Origin of the sequence: Haliea sp., assembly GCF_040221975.1 — a bacterium.
Classification (GTDB): Bacteria; Pseudomonadota; Gammaproteobacteria; order Pseudomonadales; family Halieaceae; genus Haliea.
Genome location: NZ_JAVJWR010000033.1, coordinates 523,951 through 543,565 on the forward strand (window position 1 = coordinate 523,951; position 19,615 = coordinate 543,565).

A 19,615-nucleotide genomic window follows, 5' to 3' on the forward strand; every position below is an offset into this window, starting at 1 on the left:
CACTCCATATATTTTAAGCATAAAATGTTTGCGCTATACTGGGGATTCGCTTTAAGCTTAAACTATTGTCATCAATCTGGCGAGCAGTCGCCGTGCCCCAGTGGGCCTGTTGGAGAGTCGTATGAAGATAGTCTGTCTCGGTGGTGGCCCATCCGGGCTGTATCTGGCAATTTGCATGAAGCTGCACAATCCGTCCCACGAGGTCGCGGTCTATGAGCGCAACCGGCCCGACGACACTTTTGGCTGGGGGGTGGTTTTCTCCGACCAGACCGTCGACAACCTGCTGCAGACCGATCCGGTCAGCGGCCAGCGCATGGTCGACGAATTCATCCATTGGGACATGATTGACTGTCACTTCAAGGGTGAGGTCCAGCGTTCCGACGGCCACGGCTTTATCGGCCTGGGGCGCAAGCGCATGCTGCAGATGCTGCACGAGCGCTGCGACGAACTGGGCGTGGAGTTGCACTTCGAAACCGAGTTTTCTCCCGAGGACGTCGACACCCGCTTCGCCGATGCCGATGTGATCGTGGCTTCCGACGGTCTCAACTCGAAAATCCGCAACAGCGACCTCGAGACCTTCGACTGCAATATTGATGTGCGCAGCAACAAGTTTGTCTGGCTGGGCACCAAGCAGACGTTCAGGGACGCCTTTACCTTTATCTTCGAAGAAACCGAGCACGGCTGGATCTGGGCCCACGCCTACCAGTTTGACCAGGACACTTCGACCTTCATTGTCGAATGCAATCCCGATGTCTACGACGCTTTCGGCTTCGAGCACATGAGCCACGAGGAGAGCGCGGAAACCTGCCGGCGGATCTTTGCCGACTATCTCGATGGCCACGAACTGCTCACCAACTCCGCCCATATCCGCGGCTCGGCCTGGATCAACTTCCCCGCCGTTCTCTGCCGCAACTGGGTCAAGGACGACCGCATCGTGCTCATCGGCGACGCCGCCCACACCGCCCACTTCTCCATTGGCTCCGGCACCAAGCTGGGGCTGGAAGACGCCATCTCGCTGGCGCAGCACCTGAACTCGGGGGCGCCCGTGCCGGCGGCATTGCGCGCCTATCAGGAAGAGCGTGAGATCGATGCCCTGCGGCTGCAGAACAGTGCCCGCAATGCCATGGTCTGGTTTGAAAACGTACCGCGCTATGCCCGTGCGCTGGATCCGATGCAGTTCAACTACTCCATGCTCACCCGCAGCCAGCGCGTCAGCCACGAAAACCTGCGCCTGCGCGACAAGGCCTGGCTGGAAAGCATGGAGAAGCACCTCGCCCGCCAGGTTCTGGGAGAACAGTGCGACGAGGCCATTCCGCCGATGTTCCTGCCCTGGAAGCTGCGCGACATGTCCCTGATCAACCGTGTGGTGGTCTCGCCCATGTCGATGTACAGCGCTGTCGACGGGCTGCCGGACGACTGGCATCTGGTGCACTACGGCAGTCTCGCCAAGGGCGGTGCCGGTCTCGTCTACACCGAGATGACCGATGTCTCCCCCGAAGGCCGCATCACCCCCGGCTGTGCCGGCATCTGGAATGATGAACAGGAAGCTGCCTGGACCCGGATCGTGAACTTTGTACACCAACACAGCCAGGCCAGGTTTGCCCTGCAATTGGGCCACGCCGGCCCCAAGGGCGCCACCAAGGAGCCCTGGAAGTGGGATCCGGCGATCCTCGACGAACCGCTGCCGAAGGAAGAGCAGTGGCCGCTGCTCTCGGCCAGCGCCCTGCCCTATGACAGCTACAGCCCCGTGCCCGCGGCCATCAACCGGCAGCAGATGGACGAGGTCAGGGATCAGTTTGTCGAGGCCACCCGCCGCGGTGCCCGCGCCGGCTTTGACATGCTGGAACTGCACGCCGCCCACGGCTACCTGATTTCCGCGTTCATTACGCCGGTCCTCAACAAGCGCGAGGACGAGTACGGCGGCAGCCTGGAAAACCGTCTGCGCTACCCGCTGGAAGTGTTCCGCGCCATGCGCGAGGCGTGGCCCGCCGACAAACCCATGTCGGTGCGCATTTCTGCCCATGACTGGATGGGAGAAGACGGCAACACCGAGGACGACGCGGTCGCCATTGCCAGCGCTTTCCGCGATGCCGGCGCGGACATCATCGACGTCTCCAGCGGCCAGGTCTCCCATGCTGCAAAGCCCCTGCCCGGACGCATGTTCCAGACTCCCCTCTCCGACCGCATCCGCAATGAGGGCGGCATGGCCACCATGGCCGTGGGCAACATCTACGAACTGGACCACGTCAACAGCATCATCGCCGCCGGCCGCGCGGACCTGGTCTGCCTGGCGCGGCCGCACCTGGCGGACCCCAACTGGACCCTGCGCGCCGCGGCAGAACTGGGCTATCGCGGTATCGGCGTATCGGAACCGCACCAGTATTTCCTCGGCTTTCGTCAACTGCATACCAACCTGCAGCGAGCGCAGGAAATGGCGGCCCCGCTGTGAAGCATGCCCTGGTAACCGGGGCGGGCAGCGGCATCGGTGCCGCCATCGCCCGCAGCCTGCTGGACCAGGGTTACCGCGTCAGCCTGCTGGGCCGCCGCCTGGAGGCCCTGCAGGCGACCGTGGCGGACTACCCGGAACGGCACCACTGCGCCACCTGCGATGTCACCGACCCGGAGCAGGTCAGCAGCGCATTCAGCACCGCGACCGACGTCCTGGGTCCCATCGACATCCTGGTGAACTGCGCCGGCGCTGCACCCACCAATCCCTTCCACAAGATGCCCGCCACGCAATGGCAGCAGGTTATCGACGTCAACCTGAACGCCGTTTACCACTGCTGTGCCCAGGTGGTCGGCGACATGCGCAGCCGCGGCTGGGGACGGATCATCAATATTGCCAGTACGGCCTCGCTGAAGGGCTACGCCTACGTCAGCGCCTACTGTGCGGCCAAGCACGGTGTGCTGGGCCTGACCCGCGCCCTGGCGCTGGAACTGGCGCAGAAAGGCGTCACCGTCAATGCCGTTTGCCCCGGCTACACCGATACTGACATCATCCGCACTGCCGTCGCCGGGATTGTCGGCAAGACCGGGCGCACGGAGACCGAGGCGCTGCGCACGTTTACCGACACCAATCCCCAGGGTCGCCTCATCGAGCCGCAGGAGATCGCCGATACGGTACTCTGGCTGTGCACCGACTCCACACGCTCGATCACCGGCCAGGCGCTGTCGATCAGTGGCGGCGAAACCGGCTGAGGCCGCAGAATTTAACAAGCAGACAGGACTCGACATGCAAACCACGCAATTCGCTGACTACACCGCCACTCACTTCCTGTGGGAGGCCACCGACGGCGTCGCCACCATTACCCTGAACCGGCCGGAGCGCAAGAATCCGCTGACCTTCGACTCCTACGCCGAACTGCGCGACCTGTTCCGCGGCCTGGTCTACGCCGAAGACATTCACGCGGTGGTGATCCGCGGCGCCGGTGGCAACTTCTGTTCCGGGGGCGATGTCCACGAAATCATTGGCCCGCTGACCAAGATGAACATGCAGCAGCTGCTGGCCTTTACCCGCATGACCGGGGACCTGGTCAAGGCGATGCGCGCCTGCCGGCAGCCGGTCATCAGCGCCGTCGAGGGTATCTGTGCCGGCGCCGGTGCCATCATCGCCATGAGCAGCGACCTGCGCTATGCCGCCGCGGATGCCAAGGTGGCCTTTCTGTTCAACCGGGTCGGTCTCGCCGGCTGCGACATGGGTGCCTGTGCCATTCTGCCGCGCATCATCGGCCAGGGCCGGGCCAGTGAACTGCTCTACTCCGGGCGTTCCCTGAAAGCCGACGAGGGCGAGCGCTGGGGCTTTTTCAACAGTGTCAGCGACGACCCTTACGCCGCGGCCATGACCATGGCCCAGGCGATTACCCGCGGCCCGACCTTCGCCAATGGCATTACCAAAACGCAGCTGCAGCAGGAGTGGAACATGTCCGTAGACCAGGCCATCGAGGCGGAAGCCCAGGCCCAGGCCCTGTGCATGCAGACCGGCGATTTCGTCCGCGCCTACAACGCCTTCGTCGATAAAAAGAGCCCGGTGTTCGAGGGCAACTGAGGAGTTTCATCATGAGTGACAGCAGCTACCTGCAGTGGCCTTTCCTGGAACCGGTGCACCGTGCACTGGCAGAAGAGATTGACGTCTGGGCCAGCGCCCATATCCCCGCGCTGGTGGCGCGGGAGCACGAGGATCTCGACGGGACCTGTATTGGCCTGGTACGAGGCCTGGGTGAAGCAGGTTTCACCCGCTACGCGGTGCCTGCCAGCGGCGGCGGCAAGCTGGAAAAACTCGATGTTCGCAGCCTCTGCCTGATCCGCGAGACCCTCGGCCGCCACCACGCCCTGGCGGACTTCGCCTTCGCCATGCAGGGGCTCGGCAGCGGCCCGATATCCCTGTTTGGTACCCCGGCCCAGCAGCAGCGCTTCCTGCAGCCGGTAGCGGCCGGCCAGGCCCTGGCGGCTTTCGCGCTGTCCGAGGCGGAGGCCGGCTCCGATGTCGCCGCCATGAGCTGTAGCGCGCGCGAGGACGGCGACGGCTATGTACTCAACGGCGAAAAAACCTGGATCTCGAACGGCGGTATCGCCGATTTCTATACAGTGTTTGCCCGCACTGGCGAAGCCCCGGGCGCGAAGGGCATCAGCTGCTTCGTGGTCCCGGCGGATACTCCCGGCTTCGAAGTGGTGGAACGGATTGACCTGGTCGCCCCCCATCCCCTCGCCACCCTGCGCTTCAACGACTGCCGGGTGCCCGCCGAGAACCGGGTCGGCGAGCCCGGCCGCGGCTTCGGTATTGCCATGGCAACCCTGGACGTATTCCGCTCCACGGTGGCTGCCGCTGCCCTGGGCATGGCCCGCCGGGCGATGGATGAAACCCTGGCCCATGTCACCACCCGCAAGCTGTTTGGCGGCACGCTGAGCGAGCTGCAGCTGGTGCAGGGCAAGCTGTCGGACATGGCCCTGGCCATCGACAGCAGCGCCCTGCTGGTCTACCGCTCGGCCTGGACCAAGGACTGCGTCGCCGACCGGGTTACCCGGGAAGCGGCCATGGCCAAGCTGCACGCCACCGAGTCGGCCCAGCTGGTCATCGATGCCGCGGTACAGCTGCACGGCGGCAAGGGGGTGACCAGGGGCAACATCGTCGAGTCGCTGTATCGGGACATTCGCGCCCTGCGCATCTACGAGGGTGCCTCCGAGGTCCAGCAGACCATCATCGCGCGCCAGGCCCTGGCCGCGTTTGCGGATGCCTGAACCGCGGTCACGGCGAACGTGGACGACCGCTACCGGGATGGTTTAAGGTAGCGCCGCCGGATCCTGCGCTGCCGCCTCGCGGGGCCCGTTCCCGCAGTCGCACAGGAAGCCGACCACATGACCCGATACTGGCAGGACATCCAGCCCGGCGAGCAGTTCGAGACCGGGCAGCTCAGCCTGGGCAGGCAGGATATCCTGGAGTTCGCTGCCGAATTCGATCCGCAGCCTTACCATCTTGACAGCGAGGCCGCCGCCGATTCCATTTTTGGCGGGCTGTGCGCCAGTGGCTGGCAGGTAGCCGCACTGATGATGCGACTGTTGACCGATGCCCTGCACCGACAGGCGGTACCGGTGCAGGGCGTCACTGCCGTGCCCGCGATGCGCTGGAAAATGCCGGTATTCGTCGACGATGCACTTTCAGCCCGGGTCACGGTCACTGGCCGCGAGGCGACATCCCGGCTCGGCGGCGCCGGCAGCGTGGATCTGGATGTGGTGGTAGTGAACCAGCACGGCAAACCCGTGATCGAGCTCAGCACCCGCCTGCTGGTCGCCATGGAGGAGCCCGCCAATGCAAAATAGACCCTATATTCGCAGCCGCTGGTTCGAGGACATTCCCCTGGGCGAATTCCACGTCTTTGGCTCGCACACCTTCAGCGAACTGGAAATCATCGAATTCGGGCGCAAATACAGCCCCGAGGCCTACCACACCGACCCGGTGGCGGCACTGGATACGCCCTATCGGGGCCTGGTCGCTCCCGGCTGGCAGCTCACCGCCATGTGGATGAAGATGATGGTCGGCTACATGGAGAGCTTTGCCCGCGGCGTGCAGGATGGAAGACGCAACGGAGCCGGCATGGGCCTGCAGGACCTGGAGTGGTTCCTGCCAGTGCGGCCGGGGCACACGATTACCTATACCTACGAGGTCATTGACAAGCCCGACCGCGTGATCCGCGACCGCTGGGGCATCATCAAGAGCCGCAACGAAGCGTTCAACCAGTACAATGAGCGGGTGATGCGCTTCACCATCGACATTCTCGCGGAGCGCAACCCGGAAAGCCTGAAGTAATCGCGCCTAAGCGGCCAGTGCCCGGGTAAAGGCCCGGCCCTCGTCGTCCGCCAGGGCCGCTTCGCGCAGGGCCGCGATACTGTCCGCAGACACTGTGTCACCTGCCGCATGGGCCAGTATAGCCTGCATTTGCGCAGTGGTTCGTGCCCGGGTATCACCGTAGCCCTTCACCAGGCGGCCACATTCCACCAGCTCCAGCGCCAGGACCCGGTCGCTGCCGGCGGCACTTCGCACCGCCTGCAACCAGCTCTGGATCAGTGTGTGCTCGTGGCTGTAGCCCAGGGTCGACCGGCGCCAGCGACGCAGCCCTGCCAGCGTGCGCAGCAACAGAAAAACCGGGATGGTGTCGGTGCGCAGGCGCTTGCCGCCGGTGAACCAGCCCAGTACCCGCCGGCAACCCGGCGAAGCCTGTACCCGCTGCCCCAGCGCCCTTGGCATCAGCGCGCACATTTCCTCCACCCGGGGACGGAAGAATTCGGTGACCGCGAGCAACTGATCCGGCTCTGCCTGAACCTCCGTCCTGATCTTCGCCATGCGTTCGGACCGGGTCTTGAGCTGCGCCACCCGCGGAATGTCCTCGTAGCACATCCACAGGGCCAGGTAGCGACCGCACTCCCGCACCAGGGCGTGATCGTCATCGCCGGCATCCAGTGCCAGCACTGTTTCGAGCTCGTCCAGGTACTGGTGGGCATAGGCGTAGTCCTGGTAGTCCACCAGCTTCTGCAATCCCAGGTAGAGGATTTCGTGGCAGGCCGCCGGAAACGCCCGCAGCCGTTGCAACAGGGCCTCACCCCTGGCGTTAGTCGCCGCGGGCAGCTCGAACCTGTCCGGTGCGAGCGCCGTCGCTGGCGGTGGCTGGAACTGTTCCACGCCCCGCGACCGGGCGCGCTCGTAGCTGGCCTCGAAGGCAGCCAGATTGCTCGCTACCGCCTTGCCGGTGGCGCTGATGACAGCGCGGTAACTGTCCTTGGCAAAGGGCAGCACACCGGCGCCGGCCAGGGCGCCGAGCAGCACTGAGGAAATGACGGTGCCGTGGGCATTGGCCAGGGCCAGCATGTCGTAATGGATGTAATCCCGGGCGTACTGGCCGGCCACGGCCTGCAGCACGCTGGCATCGACGATGCCGTCACCGAGATGCTCCTTTTCAGTTATGCCGTAGACCCTGTGGTCGGAAGCAATCAGGGTGGTGCGTCCGGGCGTGACGAAACCGCGTTGCACCATGCGCCCGGCCTCGGCAATTTCCGAGGCGATGGCGATATCGATATCGCCCTGGGCGGGAAACAGCGACATCACCGGCAGGGCATCACCCGGCAGGGCATCCCGGGGGAACAGTTCCAGATAGTAGATGGTGGCGCCGGTACGTTGCGCTACGCCCGCCAGCGAGGTCGACTGACAGAGCCAGCCCTCGCGGTCGGCCACGTCGATGACCCAGTTGGTCAGCACCCCGCCGCCCTCGCCCCCGAGCGCGGCGAGAATCATGTTGATGGTTCCGGAGGTATTGGTCACAGCGCGGTCTCCAGTTGCCGGCGGGCGGTGCGGGCCTGCAGCCAGCCGATAACCGTGCGGCGCACTCTGGCTGCTGTTCTTTCCAGCCGGCCGGGATTGTAGACCAGGTCGACGCGGGCAAAGGACGGACACAGGATCGCGGCGTGGGCATTGCTGCCACAGACGCCACAGCCGACACAACTGTTGTCCACATAAGTCACCGGATCCCTGCGCAGGGGGTCGGGATTGGGCTTGATAGTGAGTGAAGGGCAGCCGGAAATGCGAATACAGGCATGGTCGCCGGTACAGGTGTCACTGTCGACCACAAAGCGCGCTCGCAACGTGCGCTTGCCATCGTTGATGGACTGCTTCATCAGCGGCTTGATGCGCCGCTGCCGGTTCAGCATGCACTCGCCTTCCGCCACAATCACCTTCAGGCCTGGTTCCCGGGTGGTCAGCGCTTCGCGCAGTGTGCCCATCATGGTATCGACGCTGTAGGTGCTGACCGTGCGCAACCAGCGCACTCCCGCGCCGCGGCAGGCCGCCTCGATGGACTGGGCATCGGTGCGGCTGGCGGAAGCGGCGTCCAGAGTGGTGGCAATGATCTGGTTCGGCTCCACCATGGAGGGTATGTCCTGACCACCAGTGGCAGCGGAGTAGCCGTTGTCGACAATCACCAGGATACCGTCGTGCTTGTTGAAGACCGCGCTGGTCACCCCGCTGGTGAGGCCGTTGTGCCAGAAACCGCCGTCGCCCATGATGCTGATGGACTTGTGCGGCAGGCTGTGGCGAATACCGGAGGAACTCGCCAGTGACAGGCCGTAGCCCATGATGGTGTTGCCCAGGTTGAAGGGCGCCAGGGTGGCGAAGGAATGACAACCGATGTCGGAGCTGATGTGGAACGGGCCGAGTTCCTTCTGCACCTGTTTGATCGCGGAAAACAGTGGCCGCTCGGGACAGCCGGTGCACAGACCCGACGGTCGCGGCGGCACATTCGCCAGCAGTGCCTGCTGGTCTTCCTCGGTCAGTGGGTTGCGCAGGGCTTCGACTTCGGTTGCGGACAGGGCCAGGGGGATGGCAGGTGCTGCCTGTTCGAGAAAACGGGTAATCCCCTCCAGGGTGACCTGGCCCGTGTATTCGCCGGCCATGGGCATGATGCCCTTGCCGCAAATCCGGGTATCGATTTCCGCCCGCCGCAATACCGTGTGGATACCCTGCTCCACATACTCCGGCTGTCCTTCCTCCAGCACCAGCACCTGATCCTTGTCACGACAGAATTCGACCAGTTCGTCCGGGACCAGCGGGTAGGCCACATTCATGACATAGAGCGGAATGTCGGTGTTGCCAAACGGGTCCGCGAGACCCTGGCGCTGGAGCGCGCGAATAACCGTGTTGTAGGTGCCGCCCTGGAGGATAATCCCGACCTGCTGGTGCCTGCCGGGAAAGACTTCATTGAGTTTGTGTTCTCGGATGTAATCCAGCGCCGCGGGCAGGCGCAGATTGATCTTCTCCCGCTCCTGGGCGTAGACGTGTGGCGGCAGAATGATCTTTTCCGGCTCCCGCCTCGGTTCCACCGGATTGCGATCACTGAACCCGGGCGCGACATTGTCACGGGCGACAAACTCCCCGGTCACGTGGCAGCCGCGGATCCGCATCATGTAGAAAATCGGCGTATTGCTGGCTTCGGACAGGCCAAAGCCGTGCTCCACCATGTCGACGATGCTGGGCAGGTTGGGCCTCGGGTCCAGCAGCCACATCTGCGCCTTCATCGCAAAGGCATAGGTGCGTTCCTGCATGATGCTGGAACCTTCGCCGTAGTCCTCGCCGACGATCACCATGGCGCCGCCGACAACACCCGAGGAGGCCAGGTTGGACAGGGCATCGGAGGCCACGTTGGTGCCCACCGTGGACTTCCAGGTCACGGCGCCGCGCAGCGGGTAGTTGACCGAGGCACTGAGCATGGCCGCGGCCGTGGCCTCGCTGCCACTGGCCTCGAAGTGAACGCCCAGTTCGCCCAGGATCTCGCGGGCGTCGTTGAGCACATCCATCAGGTGGGAAATCGGCGAGCCCTGGTAGCCGCCGACATAGGAGACACCGGATTGCAGCAGCGCCTTGGTAATGGCGAGGATACCCTCGCCGCGAAACACATCACCGTCACCGGCGCGCAGCTTCAGGACTTCTTCGGCAAACGAACGTTCGGCCATTGCGCGATCAGCTCCCGGGAACCAGAGCCAGCACCCTCACCGGACTGCCAGATCCTTCACGGATCTTCAGGGGCGCGGCGATCAGGATGGCTCCAGTGGCAGGTAGCAGGTCGAGATTGCACAGGCTCGCCAGACCACACTTGTTGGCCCCATGCATGAGATTGTGGCAGGGGAAGATGGGCTCCTGCGCCGAGGCCTGGCCACAGTCGGTGCCCACGGTCTCTACCCCGACGCCGATAACATCGCGCTCTTCCGCGAGAAATGCCACCGTCGCCGGATCCCAGCCCGGCGTGTGACAACCGTCCCCGTGCTGGTTGAGATAGGCATCGGTGCCCACCTTCTTCGACCAGTCAGTGCGATAGAGAACCCAGGCACCGGCCGGGATCTCGCCGTGACGTGATTCCCAGTCGCGAATAAAGTCCACGGTCATCAGAAAATCCGGGTTCGCCTCCGCCTCCGCAACCGCGTCAATCACCACTGCGGGGGCGACGAAACGCTCGGGCGGCAGGGTATCGGTGGCGTGGTTCTCGTGGTCCTTGCCCGTCACCCAGTGAATGGGTGCGTCAAAGTGGGTGCCGGTGTGCTCGCCGCAGCGCAGGTTGTTCCAGTACCAGGCCGGCCCCTTTTCATCGTAGCGGGAGATGGTCTCCATACTGAAGGGCCAGGACTCGCCCCAGCCGAACTCGGTGGGCAATGGCAGGGTAGGCGTTTCCGGTGACAGTGTCGCGGTAAGGTCCACGATCCTGACACCTCCGGTGAGCAGTGCCGATGCCAGATCCTTGAGCAGGTCTGTGGTCATGTGTCTTCTCCCTGTTGGTTCCACCCGGACAAAAAAGATACTTGCGCTTGATGCTGGATTATATTTTAGGCTTAAAATATAATCCAGCGCAACGCGGAAAATATTATGGAGCACAGGATATGAACACTACTCTACTGCCCGAGGGCTGGCCAAGACCCCGAGGCTATGCCAATGGCATACTCGCCAAGGGCACGGAGACTATCTACGTGGGCGGCCAGATCGGCTGGAATGCGCAGTGCGTGTTCGAAACCCATGATTTCATTGGCCAGGTGAAGCAGACCTTGCTGAATATCTGTGCGGTGCTGGAATCCGCCGGCGCCGGTCCCGAGCACATCACCCGGATGACCTGGTTCATCACCGACAAGCAGGCCTATGTCAGCCGCCTCGCCGAACTCGGCCCGGTGTACCGGGAGGTGATTGGCAAGCACTTCCCGGCGATGAGCGTGGTCGAGGTGTCGGCGCTGATTGAAGACGAAGCCATGGTAGAAATCGAGGTGACAGCAGTCAAGTGAACCAGGGACAGGAACAGCGTGTGAACAGCGTCTACCAGGTGTTTGCGGACACTGCCGCGAGGGCAGGTGACAATCCTTTCCTGCACATCCCGCTGCAGGCATCCAGGGCCTATGCCGACGCGCCCGTGGACCTCAGTTACCGGCAGGCACTGGATGCAATAGAGAGGCTCGCGGCGCATTACCGCAAGGCCGGCTATGGCTATCCGCTGCGGGTCGCGCTGATGCTGGACAACCGGGCCGAATTCTTCCTCCACTGGCTGGCACTCAACAGTCTCGGCTGCAGCGTGATTCCAGTGAGCAGGGACATGCAGGACGATGAAATCGGTTACTTCCTGAGCCACGGCGAAGCCTCCCTGCTGGTGGCCCTGCCGGATCTGCTGCCGCGGCTGGCAACGCTGTGCGCGAACCTGGAAGCACCCATCCCCGTTGGTGATTGCCACCGTACCGAGGCGCTTGCCGCGGTTACCGGCGCCACGGCCGCTGGCGCCCCACCCGCTGACGTGGAGTGCGCCCTGCTGTATACCTCGGGCAGCACCGGCAAGCCCAAGGCCTGCATTCTCGACAACAGCTACTTCCTCTATGCCGGCGAGTGGTACAACGCCCTCGATGGTCTGGCTGCGTTGCGCCAGGGCCAGGAGCGCCTGCTGACACCCCTCCCCCTAACCCACATGAACGCCATGGCAGTGTCGAGCATGGGGATGATCATGAGCGCGGGCTGCATCGTGCAGCTGGATCGCTTCCACCCGCGGGAGTGGTGGCAGACCGTGCGCGAGAGCCGCGCCACCATCGTCCACTATCTCGGGGTACTGCCCGCCATACTGCTGGAGCTGCCGCCGGCTGCGGACGACAACTGCGGCGACCAGATCCGGTTCGGATTCGGTGCCGGCGTCAATCCGCGCCACCACGCCGTGTTCGAGGAGCGTTTCGGCTTCCCCTTGCTGGAAGCCTGGGCGATGACGGAATCGGGCGTCGGCGGCAGCATCATTGCCAACCATGAGCCGCGCCATGTCGGCAGCTGCTGCTTTGGCAGGGCGCCAGACGGCCTGGAATACCAGCTGGTGGACGAGAACAGGCGTCCCGTGCCGACCGGCGAACCAGGGGAGCTGCGGGTGCGGGCCGCGGGTCCTGATCCGCGCCGGGGCTTCTTCTCCGGCTACCTGAAAAATCCTGAAGCCACCGCTGAGATCTGGCAGGATGGCTGGCTCAATACCGGCGATGTGGTACGGGAGGGCCCCGATGGCAGCCTGTTTTTCGTTGACCGACGCAAGAACGTGATCCGCCGCTCCGGGGAAAACATCTCGGCGCTGGAAGTCGAAGCGGCCCTGCTGTCGCACCCGGCCATCAGCCAGGTGGTGGTGACCGCAGTGCCCGATGAACTGCGTGGCGACGAGGTCGCCGCGGCCGTTATCGCGAGTGCACCGGCGGCAGACAGGGCAACCCTGGCCGCGGACATCGTGCGCCACTGCCTTGAGCAGCTGGCTTACTACAAGGCACCCGGCTATGTGCTGTTCTGCGACGAGCTGCCGGTCACCGCCTCCAACAAGCCGCGCCGGGGCGAGATCAAGACCCTGGCAAGGGAACGAGTGGCCGCGGGCGACTGCGTGGATACCTGTGCACTGAAGAAACGCCGGGGGGCTTCATGAAAGACTATGCCGGCGTTGCGCTGACTACACCAGTCAGCTTCGGCTATGCACGGCAGAGTCCGCGCGGGGCGACCTGGTTCATTGGCAGTACGCTGCGCCGGATGCTGGCGGCGTCAGGCCTGGGCCCGGATGATATTGACGGCCTGGCGGTATCGAGCTTTTCCCTGGGTGCCGACTCCGCCATCACCCTGACCCAACACTTCCAGCTGAGCCCGCGCTGGATCGAGCAAATGCCCTACGGCGGCGCCTCCGGCATCCTCGCCCTGCGCCGCGCCGCCCGCGCCATCCAGGCCGGCGACGCCGAGATCATCGCCTGCATCGGTGGCGACGGTGCCGCCCACCGCTCTTTCGAGGCCACCGCCGCCAACTTCAGCAATTTTACCATCGACGCCTCCTTTCCCTACGGCGGCGGCGGCCCCAACGCCGCCTTTGCCATGATCACCCGGCGCTACATGGATGACTTCGGTGCCCGCCGCGAGGATTTCGGTGCCATCTCGGTAGCCCAGCGCTACAACGCCAATCACTACCCCGACGCCCTGCTGGGCCACAAGACCCTGACCCTGGAACAGTACCTGGCGGCGCGCCCCATCGCCGCGCCCCTGCATCTGCTGGACTGTGTCATGCCCTGCGCCGGAGGCGAGGGTTTCCTGATGATGTCCGAGGAACGGGCCCGGTCCCTGGGACTGGATTGGTGCCGGATTCTGGCAGCCGATGAGCTCCACAACGCTCATCGGGATGACGACATCCAGCTGCGCGGTGGCTGGACCGAATATGCCGAGCGGCTCTGGAACCGGGCGGGCTTCGGGCCGGAGGAGGTCGACATGCTGCAGACCTACGACGACTACCCGGTGATCAGCATGTTGCAGATGGAAGACCTCGGCTTCTGTGTCAAGGGCGAGGCGCCGGGCTGGGTCCGGGATACGGACCTGCGCTTCGATGGCAGCGGCCCGCAAGCCCGCAAGCTGCCGCACAATACTTCGGGGGGCCAGCTCTCCGTGGGCCAGGCAGGCGCCGCCGCGGGTTACCTCGGCGTAGTGGAGAGCCTGCGCCAGCTGACCGGTAGCGCAGGAGCCAATCAGGTGGCACAGGCGCGCCACGCCATGGTCAGCGGTTTCGGCATGATCAACTACGACCGCGGGCTGTGCTCCGCCGCCGCCATCCTGGCAAGGAGTGAGCGATGAGTACCACGCCCACCATGCGGAGCCGGCTGAAGCTGAACCGGCCCTCGCTGCGCAAGCTGGCACGCCCGCCCAAGCAACGCACGCCGCTGGGCACTGATTTCAATGCCGCCAACCTGCCGGTGGCACTGGCCCTGCAGCACTGTCGCGACTGTGGCAGCGTGCAGTATCCGTCCCGGGAACTGTGCCAGCGGTGTCTCGGCGACGCCCTGGTGTGGCGTCCCACGCCCGGCAGCGGTCGCCTGGTCAGCAGGATCGAGCTGCATCACAGCCTGTGGGAATACTTCAAGCGGCGCCTGGTGGAAAAACCCTGGCCCGTGGCCAGCGTGCGCCTGGATTGCGGGGCTATCGTGTTTGCCCATCTGGCACTCGAAACCTTTGCTGCCGACACGCCAGCGACCCTGGCCGCGGATACCCCGGTGCAGGTCTTCACCCACACCGACTGTTCGCTCAATGCGGTCATGATCGCGGTGGCTGCCGCTACGCCCATCGCCAGCCGCAGCCAGCGGCAGGCGATCGCCGCCGGGCTCGGCCTGCTCGAACCCGCCATCAACCCCGAGGGCATCTGACATGCAAGCTGCGCACAAAACCATAGTCGTCACCGGTGGCAGCACCGGTATTGGCGCCGCCATCTGCCGCGCGTTTCTCGACGCCGGCCACGAGGTGATCAACCTGGCCAGGCGGCCGCTGGAACTGGATCACGCCCGCCTGCGCAATATCGAACTGGATCTCAGTGATCGCGCCGCCACGGCAGCGATCGCACAACAGGTGGCACGGGAGCACGAGGTCACCAGCCTGGTACACAACGCCGGCCTGATCCGCCCCAACCTGCTGCCCGAGGTCAAACTCGAGGACTACGACTACCTGTCCCAGGTGCATATTGGCGCGGCCATCACCCTGAGCCAGGCGTTCCTGCCCGGCATGCAGGCCCGGCACTTTGGCCGCATCATCCTCATTACCTCGCGCGCCGCCCTCGGCCTGCAGACCCGCACCAGCTATTCCGCCACCAAATCCGGGATGATGGGCATGGCGCGCACCTGGGCCCTGGAGCTGGGGGAATACGGCATCACCGTCAACACGGTGGCGCCCGGCCCCATCAGCGCCACCGAGATGTTCCACGAGGTCATTCCCGAAGACAGCCCGAAACTGGACAGCATGGCCCGCAGCATTCCGGTCCGGCGTTTGGGCCTGCCAGCGGATGTCGCCCGGGCTGTCAGCTTTTTCAATGATCCGGACAACGGTTTCGTGACCGGGCAGACCCTGATGGTCTGCGGCGGCGCCAGCCTGGGCTCACTGTCCCTGTAAACGGAGGCATATCATGACGAAAGTTTTGAGCAAGGAAGAACTCGCCGGCCTGGTGCAGCCAACCCGGCTGCACAAGCGCCTGTACCTGGACCCGGACGTTTTCGAACTGGAGATGGAGCGGATCTGGGGCCAGGCCTGGATCTTCATCGGCCATGAATCCCAGGTTCCCAACCCCGGTGACTTCTTCACCACCAACATCAACCACAAGATCCCGGTGGTCATGGTGCGCGACAAGGCTGGCAGCGTGCATGTGCTGCACAACCGCTGCGGCCACAAGGGCGCCAAGCTGGTGGAGAGCCGCCAAGGCAACGTCCGCGGTGCCTTCCGCTGCCCCTACCACGGCTGGACCTTCCGCCACGACGGCGGCCTGCTGAAGATCCCCAACGAGAGCGGCTACGACGGTACCGGCTTCGACAGCAGCGATCCCTGCTACAGCATGCAGTCCGTGGCCCAGGTAGAAAGCTACCGGGGCTTTGTCTTCGCCACCCTGTCCAGCGCCGCGCCGGACCTGAAGACCTGGCTCGGGGGCGCCGTCGACTGCCTGGACAACCTCTGCGACCGCGCCCCGGAGGGTGAAGTGGAAGTGGCCGGGGGCGTCTTGCGCTATGAACACCAGTGCAACTGGAAATTCATTCTGGAAAACCTGAACGACACCATGCACCCGATGGTCGTCCACCAGTCCGTGGTGCAGGCGGCGGAAGACTACATCGCCACCCTGCCGGCATCGGCGGTCAAGCAGCGCAGCGAGGCGGAAATCATTCCGCCGTTTGGTTCCTCCTACGAAAAGTTCGAGGATTCGGGTATCACCGGGTTCCGCTACGGCCATCACTACGACGGCGGCAAGACCAGTATTCACGCCGACTACACCGTGCTGCCCGCCTATCACGAGGCCATGATCAAGGCCTACGGCGAAGAACGGACGCGCGAGATCTATTCCTTCAACACCCACAATACCCTGTACTACCCCTCGCTGACGATCAAGAGCGCGGTACAGAATATCCGCGTCGTCCGCCCCATTGCAGTGGATCGCTTCGTGGTCGAGACCTGGTCCTTCCGCCTCAAGGGCGCGCCAGACGAGATGCTGCAGCGCACCCTGCTCTATTCCCGCCTGATCAATTCCTCCTTCGGCATGGTTGGCCCCGACGACCAGGAGGTCTACCGGCGGGCGCAGGAGGGGCTGGAGTCCAACGCCAGTGAGTGGGTCGAGTTCCACCGCCAATACGGGAGAGACCAGCAACTGGAGGATCGCGTCATCGGTGGCGGCACCAGCGACCTCGACATGCGCACCCAGTACAAGGCCTGGAGCGAGTACATGACCGGGGAGGTATTCCAGTGAGCAACGCAGACATCAAGGCTATCGAAGGTTTTCTCTACCGCGAGGCGTCCCTGCTGGACCGGCCCGACCTGGACCGGTGGATGGAGCTGTTTACCGAGGACGGCAGCTACTGGATGCCGGGCACAGAGGGACAATCCGATCCCGTGAACCATATCTCGCACATCTACGATGACCGGGTGATGATGGAGATCCGGCGGCGCAACTTTGTCCACCCCCGCTCCGCCTCGAAGGAGTGGCCGGTTCGCTGCTCACACCTGCTGGGCAATATCCAGGTGCAGGGCCAGACCGACGCCGGGGAGCTGGTGGTGACCTCCAGTTTTCACGTCATTGTCTGGTATCGCGAGGAACAGCGCATTTATGCGGGCACCTGCGAGCACCATTTGCTGGCCGAGGGTGATGATTATCGCATTCGCCGCAAGCGGGTGGACCTGATCAACCCGGAAGCCGCCCAGCAGTCGATGGTTATCTACCTGTAAACAGACGCGGACGGAGCCACTCCGTCCGCGCTCTCGGTCATTATGGCCAGTACTCAGAACCTGTAGCGGGCTTCCAGGCCTACCGTTCGCGGCCGGGTTGTCACCAGGCGCTGGCGTCCGGGAGTTTCCGCCGCGATGGAACGGTTGTCCGCCAGATTGGCCCGCTCGTCATTGACATTGGTCGCGAACAGCGTCAGCTCCCAGTCGTCATTCATCACCCCGGCCCGCAGATTCAACTGCTGCCACGAGTCCCGCACGCGGGCATCCGCCAGCGACGTGGCGTTGTTGGCACTGAAGCTCTCCCCGTAATAGTTGCCATCGGCCCGCAGCAGGCCGTCCCAGCCACCGCCCAGGCTGAATATGTACTGCGCCGAGGCTGTTGCCGTCCATTCGGGAATGCCCTGGATCTTGTCGCCAACCCGCACACCCGGGACACCGCCGTCATCGGTGATCTCGGCGTCGGTGTAGCCGACACCCAGACTCAAGGTCAGACCCTCCATCGGTGCCGCAGTAACCTCGACCTCAAAACCCTGGCTCTCCGCCTCACCGGCGTTGGCCGTAAACTGGAAGCCACAGGCCAGGCGATTGAGCTGCTGGATGTCGGTCCAGTCAATGAAGTAGGCGGCAGCGTTCACCGAAATACGATTGTCGGCAAAGGTTGACTTGAACCCGAGCTCGTAGCTCCACAATTCGTCGGAGTCGAAAGTCGGGGTCGCAGAGGGGTCAATGTTCAGGTCCGCCAACTCGTCGCCACAGAGGCCCAATGGCAAATTGCCGTTAACGCCCCCGATACGGAAACCTTTCGCGCCGCTGGCGTACAGATTCACAGCGTCGTTGACGTCATACTCCACCAGCACCTTGGGGTTGAAGCCGGATTCGTCCTGCTCGCCACTTTCCTGGCTGAAGCCATCGTTGGCGAAGCCATCGGACGTGGCAATGAACTCTGTTTCCGTATCATAGAAACGACCACCGGCCGTGAGTGAAAGGCGCTCGTTGACGCTGTAGGTCAACTCACCGAATACCGCCCACTCCCGGGTCTCGAACACCTCCAGTGTTTCGAAAATCAGGTCGCCGGGCACGATATCAATGGGAGCACCGACGAAGTCGTTTACCGCGCTGTTGATGCCCGGAATAAGCGCCGGCGGATAAATGCGCCGGTATTCTGTATCCTGGTAGAAAATGCCGCCGGAGAACTGCCAGGGGCCGTCAAATTCACTGGTAAAACGGGTTTCATGGGCGACAAATTCGTATTCAGATTGGGTGTTGATCTGCCCGAACAGCGGATCAATGGGAATCTCTATCACGTTATTGAAGAGCCAGTGAATGAAGGAGCCCTGCTCCTCATTTTCATCCGTGGTCCGGTCAAAGAGTGAGGTCGTTGACACGATGGTACCCGCATCCAGCTCCCAGTTGATGGTACCGCTGGCAATGTACCATTCGTCGGAGCCATTCTCCGGTACATCGTAGAAACGCAGCTCGGTGGTGTTGTCGGGATCGATGTCCGCCAGCGGCAGGCCGTCCGCATCAATTTCCTGGTAGAGGAATTTGGGAATGAAGGACAAACGCTCGGTCAGCATCCACTTGCCCACCAGCTGCACGCCCCAGTAGTCCTCGTCATCCACATCTTCCCGTGTCGCAAAGGCAGGGCCCGGATTCTGGCGCACGGCACCCGTACCCGCCTCGATCCAGGTCGGCTGGTATTCCCGATCGAAAACTCCGGAATTGGCGCCGGCGTAGGCCGCCAGCCGCAGCGCAAAGACATCGGGAATCACCGGAATATTGATGGCGCCATCCACAACATGGTTGAGGTCACCCTCCTTGACCGACGACAAACTGCTGTGGAAATTGCCATAGACTTCCTGCAGATCCGGCTGTTTGGTAATCATGCGGATGGTGCCGCCCATGGAGCGCGCTCCATAGAGGGAGCCCTGTGGCCCGCGCAGGACCTCCACCCGCTCTACATCCAGCACCTTGGGCAGCACCGAGGCGTTGACCAGGGTGTCGTCGATATAAAAGCCGGTGGTATCCTGTCCGAAGATGCCCCGAATTGCAGGGGAGTTGGAGTCGAATCGCCCATCCGCTTCAAAGGCAATAGCCAGGTTGGGTACCCGCACCGCGAAATCCAGGAAAGATGTCGCTCCCATGCGCTCCAGCTCGACATCGGTCAGGGCGGTAATCGACATACCGGTTTCCTGCAACGTCTGTGTGCGCTTGGACGCGGTGACCACCACCTCCTCCAGACCCTTGAACTCCTGCGCCTGGGCATGGCCCGTCAGCGCCAGCGTCGCGAGTGCAACCGCCTGGACAATGCGCCTGCTCTTGATCGGTCCATTACTCATATAGCCTCCCCTGTAAGCCAAACCCGGCACCAACAAT

Annotated in this window: 17 protein-coding genes; 13 read left to right on the forward strand and 4 right to left on the reverse strand. The window is 63.6% G+C overall.

All coding sequences use genetic code 11. The annotated features are described in order from the left end of the window. The first annotated feature begins 175 nt into the window (after positions 1-175). From RLO07_RS17405 to RLO07_RS17430, 6 genes are all read left to right on the forward strand, one after another. Positions 176-2,449 (forward strand): bifunctional salicylyl-CoA 5-hydroxylase/oxidoreductase, encoded by a 2,274-nt coding sequence (locus tag RLO07_RS17405; protein WP_462293406.1) that lies wholly within the window; start codon positions 176-178, stop codon positions 2,447-2,449. Then, positions 2,446-3,198, forward strand: coding sequence for an SDR family NAD(P)-dependent oxidoreductase (locus RLO07_RS17410; protein ID WP_462293407.1), 753 nt, complete (start codon positions 2,446-2,448; stop codon positions 3,196-3,198). The genes RLO07_RS17405 and RLO07_RS17410 overlap by 4 nt, the downstream gene beginning before the upstream one ends. A 34-nt stretch (positions 3,199-3,232) precedes the next feature. Then, complete coding sequence (locus RLO07_RS17415) at positions 3,233-4,045, forward strand: enoyl-CoA hydratase family protein (protein WP_462293408.1); 813 nt, start codon at positions 3,233-3,235, stop codon at positions 4,043-4,045. An 11-nt stretch (positions 4,046-4,056) separates the two neighbouring features. Then, complete coding sequence (locus tag RLO07_RS17420) at positions 4,057-5,235, forward strand: acyl-CoA dehydrogenase family protein (RefSeq protein WP_462293409.1); 1,179 nt, start codon at positions 4,057-4,059, stop codon at positions 5,233-5,235. A 117-nt stretch (positions 5,236-5,352) separates the two neighbouring features. Beyond that, entirely contained in the window at positions 5,353-5,814 is a 462-nt protein-coding gene (locus tag RLO07_RS17425) for a MaoC/PaaZ C-terminal domain-containing protein (protein WP_462293410.1), read from the forward strand. Continuing rightward, complete coding sequence (locus tag RLO07_RS17430; protein ID WP_462293411.1) at positions 5,804-6,301, forward strand: FAS1-like dehydratase domain-containing protein; 498 nt, start codon at positions 5,804-5,806, stop codon at positions 6,299-6,301. Before RLO07_RS17425 ends, RLO07_RS17430 begins: the two co-directional genes overlap by 11 nt. A gap of 6 nt (positions 6,302-6,307) precedes the next feature. On the opposite strand, the gene RLO07_RS17435 is transcribed toward RLO07_RS17430, so the two are convergent. Genes RLO07_RS17435 through RLO07_RS17445 form a run of 3 tightly spaced genes read right to left on the reverse strand, consistent with a single transcriptional unit; the run spans position 6,308 to position 10,789 of the window. Further along, complete coding sequence (locus RLO07_RS17435) at positions 6,308-7,807, reverse strand: indolepyruvate oxidoreductase subunit beta family protein (protein ID WP_462293412.1); 1,500 nt, start codon at positions 7,805-7,807, stop codon at positions 6,308-6,310. Then, positions 7,804-9,990 (reverse strand): thiamine pyrophosphate-dependent enzyme, encoded by a 2,187-nt coding sequence (locus RLO07_RS17440; protein ID WP_462293413.1) that lies wholly within the window; start codon positions 9,988-9,990, stop codon positions 7,804-7,806. The genes RLO07_RS17435 and RLO07_RS17440 overlap by 4 nt, the downstream gene beginning before the upstream one ends. Positions 9,991-9,997: 7 nt before the next feature. Then, positions 9,998-10,789, reverse strand: coding sequence for a cyclase family protein (locus RLO07_RS17445; protein ID WP_462293414.1), 792 nt, complete (start codon positions 10,787-10,789; stop codon positions 9,998-10,000). Positions 10,790-10,908: 119 nt separating this feature from the next. Here RLO07_RS17445 and RLO07_RS17450 point away from each other — a divergent pair, with 119 nt between their 5' ends. From RLO07_RS17450 to RLO07_RS17480, 7 genes are read left to right on the forward strand one after another with little or no spacing between them, the layout of a single operon-like run. Then, the gene (locus RLO07_RS17450; protein ID WP_462293415.1) at positions 10,909-11,301 is read left to right on the forward strand and encodes a RidA family protein; all 393 of its coding nucleotides are present in this window, start codon (positions 10,909-10,911) and stop codon (positions 11,299-11,301) included. A gap of 20 nt (positions 11,302-11,321) precedes the next feature. Continuing rightward, entirely contained in the window at positions 11,322-12,944 is a 1,623-nt protein-coding gene (locus tag RLO07_RS17455) for an AMP-binding protein (RefSeq protein WP_462293416.1), read from the forward strand. Beyond that, complete coding sequence (locus RLO07_RS17460; RefSeq protein WP_462293417.1) at positions 12,941-14,125, forward strand: thiolase family protein; 1,185 nt, start codon at positions 12,941-12,943, stop codon at positions 14,123-14,125. The genes RLO07_RS17455 and RLO07_RS17460 overlap by 4 nt, the downstream gene beginning before the upstream one ends. Then, on the forward strand, positions 14,122-14,691 hold the full coding sequence (locus RLO07_RS17465) for a Zn-ribbon domain-containing OB-fold protein (RefSeq protein ID WP_462293418.1): 570 nt from the start codon (positions 14,122-14,124) through the stop codon (positions 14,689-14,691). The genes RLO07_RS17460 and RLO07_RS17465 overlap by 4 nt, the downstream gene beginning before the upstream one ends. A gap of 1 nt (position 14,692) precedes the next feature. After that, entirely contained in the window at positions 14,693-15,427 is a 735-nt protein-coding gene (locus RLO07_RS17470; protein ID WP_462293419.1) for an SDR family NAD(P)-dependent oxidoreductase, read from the forward strand. 13 nt (positions 15,428-15,440) lie between these two features. Further along, entirely contained in the window at positions 15,441-16,763 is a 1,323-nt protein-coding gene (locus RLO07_RS17475; protein WP_462293420.1) for an aromatic ring-hydroxylating dioxygenase subunit alpha, read from the forward strand. Then, positions 16,760-17,239, forward strand: a complete 480-nt coding sequence (locus RLO07_RS17480) for an aromatic-ring-hydroxylating dioxygenase subunit beta (protein WP_462293421.1) — start codon at positions 16,760-16,762, stop codon at positions 17,237-17,239. Before RLO07_RS17475 ends, RLO07_RS17480 begins: the two co-directional genes overlap by 4 nt. 53 nt (positions 17,240-17,292) lie before the next feature. Here the strand turns inward: RLO07_RS17480 and RLO07_RS17485 are convergent, their stop codons facing one another. Continuing rightward, positions 17,293-19,578, reverse strand: coding sequence for a TonB-dependent receptor (locus tag RLO07_RS17485; RefSeq protein WP_462293422.1), 2,286 nt, complete (start codon positions 19,576-19,578; stop codon positions 17,293-17,295). Between the last annotated feature and the right edge of the window lie 37 nt (positions 19,579-19,615).

Bases quoted from the DNA above. Each gene is read 5' to 3' on its own strand.
- RLO07_RS17460 (WP_462293417.1), top strand. From the start codon at position 12,941: ATGAAAGACTATGCCGGCGTTGCGCTGACTACACCAGTCAGCTTCGGC.
- RLO07_RS17420 (WP_462293409.1), top strand. From the start codon at position 4,057: ATGAGTGACAGCAGCTACCTGCAGTGGCCTTTCCTGGAACCGGTGCAC.
- RLO07_RS17440 (WP_462293413.1), bottom strand. From the start codon at position 9,990: ATGGCCGAACGTTCGTTTGCCGAAGAAGTCCTGAAGCTGCGCGCCGGT.
- RLO07_RS17485 (WP_462293422.1), bottom strand. From the start codon at position 19,578: ATGAGTAATGGACCGATCAAGAGCAGGCGCATTGTCCAGGCGGTTGCA.
- RLO07_RS17470 (WP_462293419.1), top strand. From the start codon at position 14,693: ATGCAAGCTGCGCACAAAACCATAGTCGTCACCGGTGGCAGCACCGGT.
- RLO07_RS17465 (WP_462293418.1), top strand. From the start codon at position 14,122: ATGAGTACCACGCCCACCATGCGGAGCCGGCTGAAGCTGAACCGGCCC.
- RLO07_RS17475 (WP_462293420.1), top strand. From the start codon at position 15,441: ATGACGAAAGTTTTGAGCAAGGAAGAACTCGCCGGCCTGGTGCAGCCA.
- RLO07_RS17450 (WP_462293415.1), top strand. From the start codon at position 10,909: ATGAACACTACTCTACTGCCCGAGGGCTGGCCAAGACCCCGAGGCTAT.
- RLO07_RS17445 (WP_462293414.1), bottom strand. From the start codon at position 10,789: ATGACCACAGACCTGCTCAAGGATCTGGCATCGGCACTGCTCACCGGA.
- RLO07_RS17405 (WP_462293406.1), top strand. From the start codon at position 176: ATGAAGCTGCACAATCCGTCCCACGAGGTCGCGGTCTATGAGCGCAAC.
- RLO07_RS17430 (WP_462293411.1), top strand. From the start codon at position 5,804: ATGCAAAATAGACCCTATATTCGCAGCCGCTGGTTCGAGGACATTCCC.
- RLO07_RS17415 (WP_462293408.1), top strand. From the start codon at position 3,233: ATGCAAACCACGCAATTCGCTGACTACACCGCCACTCACTTCCTGTGG.
- RLO07_RS17425 (WP_462293410.1), top strand. From the start codon at position 5,353: ATGACCCGATACTGGCAGGACATCCAGCCCGGCGAGCAGTTCGAGACC.